The sequence below is a fragment of the Microvirga tunisiensis genome, from assembly GCF_009296175.1.
Taxonomy (GTDB): Bacteria; Pseudomonadota; Alphaproteobacteria; order Rhizobiales; family Beijerinckiaceae; genus Microvirga; species Microvirga tunisiensis.
Genome location: NZ_VOSK01000302.1, coordinates 1 through 7,285 on the forward strand (window position 1 = coordinate 1; position 7,285 = coordinate 7,285).

General features: G+C 62.1%; 6 protein-coding genes and 1 pseudogene. 2 read left to right on the forward strand and 5 right to left on the reverse strand.

Going from position 1 to position 7,285, the window contains the following annotated elements; translation table 11 throughout:
• On the reverse strand, positions 1-433 hold a 433-nt coding region (locus FS320_RS34565), incomplete at its 3' end, for an IS110 family transposase (RefSeq protein WP_152716909.1).
• A gap of 921 nt (positions 434-1,354) precedes the next feature.
• Between FS320_RS34565 and groES the strand changes: the two genes are divergently transcribed.
• Both groES and groL read left to right on the forward strand, forming a co-directional pair.
• On the forward strand, positions 1,355-1,669 hold the full coding sequence (groES, locus tag FS320_RS34575; RefSeq protein WP_152716911.1) for a co-chaperone GroES: 315 nt from the start codon (positions 1,355-1,357) through the stop codon (positions 1,667-1,669).
• A 39-nt stretch (positions 1,670-1,708) separates the two neighbouring features.
• Positions 1,709-3,358, forward strand: coding sequence for a chaperonin GroEL (gene groL / locus FS320_RS34580; protein ID WP_152716912.1), 1,650 nt, complete (start codon positions 1,709-1,711; stop codon positions 3,356-3,358).
• Positions 3,359-4,465: 1,107 nt separating this feature from the next.
• Here groL and FS320_RS34590 read toward each other — a convergent pair.
• The 4 genes and pseudogenes from FS320_RS34590 to FS320_RS34605 form a co-directional block, all read right to left on the reverse strand.
• Complete coding sequence (locus tag FS320_RS34590) at positions 4,466-5,305, reverse strand: DUF1206 domain-containing protein (protein WP_152716914.1); 840 nt, start codon at positions 5,303-5,305, stop codon at positions 4,466-4,468.
• Between the two features lie 73 nt (positions 5,306-5,378).
• Positions 5,379-5,828 (reverse strand): AI-2E family transporter, encoded by a 450-nt coding sequence (locus FS320_RS49950; RefSeq protein WP_162002841.1) that lies wholly within the window; start codon positions 5,826-5,828, stop codon positions 5,379-5,381.
• 97 nt (positions 5,829-5,925) lie between these two features.
• Positions 5,926-6,471, reverse strand: a pseudogene (locus FS320_RS51045) (AI-2E family transporter); the annotation flags it as partial.
• 41 nt (positions 6,472-6,512) lie between these two features.
• Positions 6,513-7,127, reverse strand: coding sequence for a YoaK family protein (locus tag FS320_RS34605; RefSeq protein ID WP_244630067.1), 615 nt, complete (start codon positions 7,125-7,127; stop codon positions 6,513-6,515).
• Between the last annotated feature and the right edge of the window lie 158 nt (positions 7,128-7,285).

Genomic DNA, 7,285 nt, shown 5'->3' on the forward strand with positions numbered 1-7,285 from the left:
GCAGATCTGCCATGGCGGCCTCCCGCGCCCGCACCAGTTCTCGCACCGCCTCATGGCCCGGATCCGGCACCCAGATGGCAGTCAGCTCGCCGGCCCGGTGCAGCCGGGCCAGGGTGAGGGCATCGCGCCGGTTGGTCTTGACGCGCTCGCCCGGACGCTTGGGGATGAGCGACGGCGCGATGACGGCACACTCATGTCCCAGAGCCGCGATCTGGCGCTGCAGGCCATAGCCGGTGGGGCCGGCCTCGTAGCAGAACAACAATTCGCCGTGCCGGCTCGCCAGCTTGTGGACCAGGCGCCGCACCGCTTCGGGGGTATTGTCGATCTCGCCGAGAAAGCGGATCTCTCCCTGGCGGCCGTCCTCGGCCACGGCGACGGAGATCTTCAGTTTGGAGGTATCCAGACCGACAAACACTTTGCTCTTCTGCTGCATGGCTCGTCCCCTGTGCGGGAGGCTCGGCGCCGGCCCATCCAGCGCAACCCTCGCTCATCGCATAGTGTGGACGAGCCACCTCCGCCGGCAACGAACATACGGTCTGCTTGGGTGGACGATTGCTCCTTATCAAGCGGAGAACTGGCCACGCTTGAGGAGCTGGGTGCCTCATAGTTACATCTGCCCTCATGATCAAAGGAACAGCGATGTTCTTTTATATCCAGCGGTAGTGGTCCACTGCTCTTTGAAACCAGAGACATTCAACAACACTGTTGTTGTAGATCGAGGTTGAGCGAGCGACCGGTACATCATTCCGCTATAATGCGGCGTTCAAGTGGGTGCTCTGAGGTCATCCGTAATCATGTAGCTATTGTAGCAACCGCCGATAACCTTCGGGAGGTGCGATCTTTGTCTACTCGGAAAAGGCAGCTTTAATCTGACTTAGGCCCTCGTTCGTGAGTGGGTCAATCCTGAGAAGATTGTACCCCCCGGACGAGACGCGCTTTGAGAAAACCAAGCGCACATACCCGCTGCTCGGAAGAGGGAGAAAAAAGAGGCCGTCGGTTTCCCCAGTAAGAAAGCAGCGGAGTCCGACATAGAAGCTTTCCTCGTACCCTTTGATGGCCTGTCGGATGGCCGGGTGGATCACAAGAGTTGTCCGCTTGCTGTCGCAGACCTCTTCAACGGCCTCAAAACTCAACACGACTGAACCCCATTTCTGAGCGACCAAGCGGCCTCTAAGGGCTCAACGCTGTTAAAATGGTTACGGTTCGCTCAGGCCTTATCTATCCTCAAGGACAAGCTTGCCTCAGCCCGAACATCAGTCTATTAACTCGTCTTAGCACTCTCATGCGTCGAGTGCTAAACGTGCTGCTCGGCGCAGACGAGTGCCCCCAATTTGAAGACTGAGGAGGCACACCCATGAAATTCCGTCCGCTGCACGACCGCGTTGTCGTCCGCCGCATCGAAGCCGAAGCGAAGACGGCCGGCGGCATCATCATCCCGGACACCGCCAAGGAGAAGCCGCAAGAGGGCGAGATCGTCGCCGTCGGCCCCGGCGCCCGTGACGAGAGCGGCAAGGTCGTCGCCCTCGACGTGAAGGCCGGCGACCGTGTGCTGTTCGGCAAGTGGTCCGGCACCGAGGTGCGGATCGACGGTCAGGATCTCCTGATCATGAAGGAATCCGACATCATGGGCGTGATCGAACAGTCCGCCGCGGCTCAGAAGGCGGCTTAAACAGCCCAGTCCGAACAGATAATAACAGGAGTTCAGCTCATGGCTGCCAAAGACGTTAAATTCTCTACTGACGCACGCGATCGGATGCTGCGTGGTGTCGATATTCTGGCGAACGCCGTAAAGGTCACGCTTGGCCCGAAGGGCCGCAACGTGGTGCTTGAGAAGAGCTTCGGCGCTCCGCGCATCACCAAGGACGGCGTCACCGTCGCCAAGGAGATCGAACTCGCCGACAAGTTCGAGAACATGGGCGCCCAGATGGTGCGCGAAGTGGCCTCGAAGGCGAGCGATGTGGCTGGTGACGGCACCACCACGGCGACGGTTCTGGCCCAGGCCATCGTCCGCGAGGGCGCCAAGGCCGTGGCCGCCGGCATGAACCCGATGGACCTCAAGCGCGGCATCGACTTGGCCGTGGCAGAGGCCGTGAAGGACATCCAGGCTCGCGCCAAGAAGGTTGCCTCGTCTGAAGAGATTGCTCAGGTCGGCACAATCTCGGCCAACGGCGACGCTTCGATTGGCGAGATGATCGCTCAAGCAATGCAGAAGGTCGGCAACGAGGGTGTGATCACCGTCGAAGAGGCCAAGACTGCTGAGACCGAGCTCGACGTGGTCGAGGGCATGCAGTTCGACCGCGGCTATCTCTCGCCGTACTTCATCACCAATGCGGAGAAGATGATCGCGGAACTCGAGGATCCCTACATCCTCATCCACGAGAAGAAGCTGTCCTCTTTGCAGTCGCTCCTCCCGATCCTTGAGGCTGTCGTTCAGACCAGCAAGCCCCTGCTGATTGTGGCGGAAGACATTGAGGGTGAGGCTCTGGCGACGCTGGTGGTCAACAAGCTCCGTGGCGGCCTGAAGATCGCGGCCGTGAAGGCTCCCGGCTTCGGCGACCGCCGCAAGGCCATGCTCGAGGACATCGCGATCCTCACCGCCGGTCAGACGATCTCCGAGGACCTCGGCATCAAGCTCGAGAATGTCACGCTCGACATGCTTGGGCGCGCCAAGCGCATTCGCATCGATAAGGAGAGCACCACCATCATCGATGGCGCCGGTGCTAAGGACGCGATTGAGGCTCGTGTGGCGCAGATCAAGGCGCAGATCGAGGAGACCACCTCGGATTACGACCGTGAGAAGCTGCAGGAGCGTCTGGCCAAGCTCGCCGGCGGCGTCGCGGTGATCCGTGTCGGCGGCTCGACCGAGATCGAAGTGAAGGAGAAGAAGGATCGCGTCGACGACGCGATGCATGCCACCCGCGCGGCGGTCGAGGAAGGCATCGTTCCCGGCGGCGGCACGGCTCTGCTCCGCGCCAAGGCTGCGGTGTCGAAGCTCACCAGCGACAACCCGGACGTGAAGGCCGGCATCAGCATTGTGATGCGCGCGCTTGAGGCTCCGATCCGTCAGATCGCCGAGAACGCCGGCGTCGAGGGGTCCACGGTGGTCGGCAAGATCAACGGCAACACCGCGTCGGACACCTTCGGCTTCAACGCTCAGACGGAAGAGTTCGTCGACATGCTCGAGGCCGGTATCGTCGATCCGGCCAAGGTCGTGCGCACGGCTCTCCAGAACGCAGCGTCGGTGGCTGGCCTGCTGGTCACGACCGAGGCCATGGTGGCCGAAGCTCCCAAGCGCGACAACGGTCCGGCGATGCCGGGCGGCGGCGGCATGGGTGGCATGGGCGGCATGGACTTCTAAGCCTTTCCTTAAGGCCGATAGCAATGAGGGCCGCCCATTGGGCGGCCTTTTCATTTAAGGTGCAACGAAGCTAAAGAGTTGCGTTTTATGCTACTTTGCGGGACGAAGGGACCACCCTTTACCTTCATGAGGTCGCTGCAGCTCTTATCGCCAGTCACGGCCTCGCTGCTCCATGGCATCAACAGCTGAGACAAAACAGAGTATGGCCACACGAAAGGCTCGCCTAGAAGAGTTTGTCATTGACCGGACGCCTGCCTCTGGTCAGCAGGTTGAGGCCCTGGCTGAAGATCATGTGGGGACATACATTCTTCCATTCCGGTGTGAATACGCCAATGGGAAGTGGCGAAATGCGGAAACAGGCGAGACGGTTCAAGCCCATGTCCAGGGCTGGCGAGAGCTTCGACCTCAGCGCCAGAAGGGTATAAGGCCGCTCAAAGGACTACAATGATCCGAAAGGCTCCAAAAGCGGCATCCGCTGCGCATGAATCCAGCTCACATATCTTGGTCAGCCTCATGGCTGAGAGATCGACACACCACCTTTTGTTTCAGGAGCGATCAGGGTTTCTTAAAGGGCTTCAACGTTCCCCTGTGGGTCGGCAGGTGTTACACTTAGGGACAAGACCAGGAGTAGCAGAGATGGCAAAGGGCGAACAACGCGGAAACCGCGAAGCCAAAAAACCGAAGGCAGCAAAGCCGAAGACCAATGCCGCTGCGCCTTCTACAAAGGGATCGGTGAGCTCAAGCACCGGATCCAAGAAATAGCGGCTCACTGAGCCCGACCTGGGGTGGGGGATCTTTAACTTTCATCCAGCACATGGATTTCTCGTTGCTTGCGAGATATCAAGCGGAGGTCGCAGCCTGGCGGTTACTCCGTGGTTGCAGTTTTCTGCCTGCACCGGCTTACACGTGACTTTGCTACGTTCTACGTCATTTCACGAATATCCAAACGGCCCGCGCCTGACCGGGTCGTTGCAATTTAGCGTAATCACGTCAAGTCCCATCGACTAGTGTCAATTGTAGCAACGTAACGAATCGTCGATTCCTAAACCGAAGGTCGGAAGTTCGAGTCTTCCCGGGATCGCTAGTTTTCCCCGTGACTGTTAAGGTTCATCGCCCCAACGGCGCGACGGCCGCTTTGGCGTCGTCGAGATCGGGCGCATCGATGTGGCGGTAGCGGGCCTGGACGAGGCCGAAGAGGCCGAACGCGAAGAGGCCCAGCGAGGTCAGCCCCAGGAGGGCCCAGCCATAGGGTTGCTGCTGAAGGGCTTTGAGCGCGCCGCCCAGGCCATGCACTTCCGAGGACGAGGCGTGAAGGGCGGCGAGAATCAGGAAGCCGCCGATCACCAGGAAAACGACGCCGCGGGCGGCAAAGCCCATGCGGCCGAGGGTGACGATCCAGTCTCGCTTGTCGGCGGGCAGCGAGAGGCGCTCCGCCACATCGCCGCGCCAGGCTTTCCAGAGGAAGGCGAGACCTGCTCCTGCCACGGCAAGGCCGATGAGACCGACGAGCCATTGACCGAAGGGCTGGCTCATGAGCCAGGCGGTCCAGTCCTGCGCCGCCTGGTCCTCGCCGCCGCCGGAGCCGCGGCCGAGGGCAAGGTTCAGGGCGGAGATGGCAAGACCGGCATAGACAAAGCCGCTGATCAGATGCGCGGCTCTGATGCCCAGGCCCTTCATGTCGGAACCTCGACGGTCGGCATCGGTCAGCGCTTCCAGAACGCGCCAGGCGCAGAAGCCGAACAGGCCGAGGGCGATCAGGACGAGCCAGAGCTTGCCGAAGGGCTGTGACAGGAGCGTCTGCAACGCACTGCGGCTGCCCCCCGTCTGTCCGCCCGATCCGACGGCAGCAAGGAGAGCCAAGCCGCCAACGAGGCCATAAACCGCGCCCCGCGCTCCATAGCCGAAACGGGCCAGGGCCTCGACGGGGTTATGGCTGATCCTGGGCATGGGTGGCGGCTCCGTTCTGTCACGAGAGAACCGTCAAGCCTTCACGGATGTTCCTCATGACAGCCGGCCTTCCTCAGGATGGCTGGTCCGGGGCGGGCCCGCTCTGCTGGCGCCAGATCGTCAGGAGAGCGGCCATGAGGACCGGGCCGAGAAAGAGACCGATCAGGCCGAAGGTCTCGAGGCCGCCGAGAATGCCGAAAAGAGTCCACAGGAAGGGAAGGCGGACTGCTCCGCCGATCAGGGCCGGCTGGACGAAGTTGTCGCCGATCAGCATGACGACGGCCCCCCATCCCGCCACGGCGGCGGCGGCCAGGATGGAACCGCCGGCGAGGATCAGCACGATGGCCGCGGTGCCGAAGGCGAGCCAGGCGCCCAAGGGCAGCATCGCGAAAGCGGTGGTGAGGACCGCGAACAGAGCCGCGTTCGGCACGCCGGCGAGCATGAAGCCGATGCCGATCAGGATGCCTTCGCCCACGGCCACGAGGATCGTTCCATTCACCGTCCCCCGTACGGCGGACGCCATGCTCTCCGCCAGGCCTGCCGAACCAGCGATCGGTGGCGGCCAGCACGTGCTGGCCGATCTCGTTGCCATTACGCAGGAGAATGAAGAGGGCCAGGAACGTCAGGAAGGTATGAAGAAGGCGCGAAACCAGGGCGCCGCCGAGGGTTTTCGACCATTCGGTCAGGGTCTGGCTGTCGATGCCGTTCAAAAGCTGCTCGGCAGATTGCGGCGCCCCCAGATGCGCCTGCCACCAGGCGTCGAAATGCTGGCCGACGAGCGGCAGGCGATGGATCCATTCCGGCACGGGCATGCCGTTCTGCTGCAGCCGCGTCAGCCACTGCATGATGAACTGGCTTTCGCGGCCGATCTCGGTCAGCGCAAGAGCGATCGGCACGAGAAGGAGAACGGCAAGACTGATTGTCACAAGCAGGGGGGCGGCGATGCGCGAGCCCCCCAGGCGAGCCTGGATCCGGCGATAAAGCGGCCAGACGCTGATGGCGATAATCCCCGCCCAGCCGAGGGTGGTGAGATAGGCGCGGATCATCCAGAGAGTGAGCCCCAGGAGCACGGCCGCGCCGATCAGGCGCGTCACCCGCCGGCCACGGGCATCGGGGGCATCACCGTCGGATTGCTGGGGAAAAGAGGCCGCGGTTTTTTCGGGCATGGGCGGAATCTAGGCTCCGCCTGACGCTGGCCAATAGCGGGTCAGCGCTTTGCCATTTTCCGGACCAGGGTCGCGGCATCTTCGGCAAGAGGCGGCCCGGCAAGCAGGAGCAGGAGGAGCGCGAAGGGAAGCGCGAACAGGAAGCCGATCTGGCTGAACCCGATGGCGCCGATGACGCCGCCGATGAAGAAGGAGGCGAGCAGCAGGACGAGCAGGCGCAGCTTGCCGCGGTCCGCCAGGATGCGATCCGGATTGTGAACATTCCGGTTCCAGTAGAGCAGCTTGCCGAACTCGATTCCGATATCGGTGATAATGCCGGTCACATGGGTGGTGCGCATGCGCGCACCCGAGATTTTCGTGACGGTGGCGTTCTGCAGACCCATGATGAAGCAGAGCAGGGGCACCGCGACGGCAACGAAGTCCGGCGACGGATGGGCGATCCAGCCCAGAATGCCGAAACCGAGAAGCAGGAAGGCTTCAAGCATCAGCGGCATGGCGTAGCGGCTGCCCAGGTGATGCCGTCGGCCCCAGTTGATCAGCATGGCCGAACAGGCCGCGCCCATGACGAAGAGCAGGAAGGCTAAAAGCGCTAAGCCCGCAAGGTCGAGGGAGCCCAGAGCCAGGTTGTCGGCCATCGACGAAAAAATGCCGGACATATGCGAGATACTGTCGGCGAATTCAGAGGGTTGGCGCCAACGCAGCAAAGCGGGTCACGCGCGTCTTGGTGCGCGGCCATCCGTCCAACCAGTGTACGACCCGCAAGACGTTCATCGCAGCCGCCGAACACACCTCCTGGAGGCCGGTCTTCAGGAGC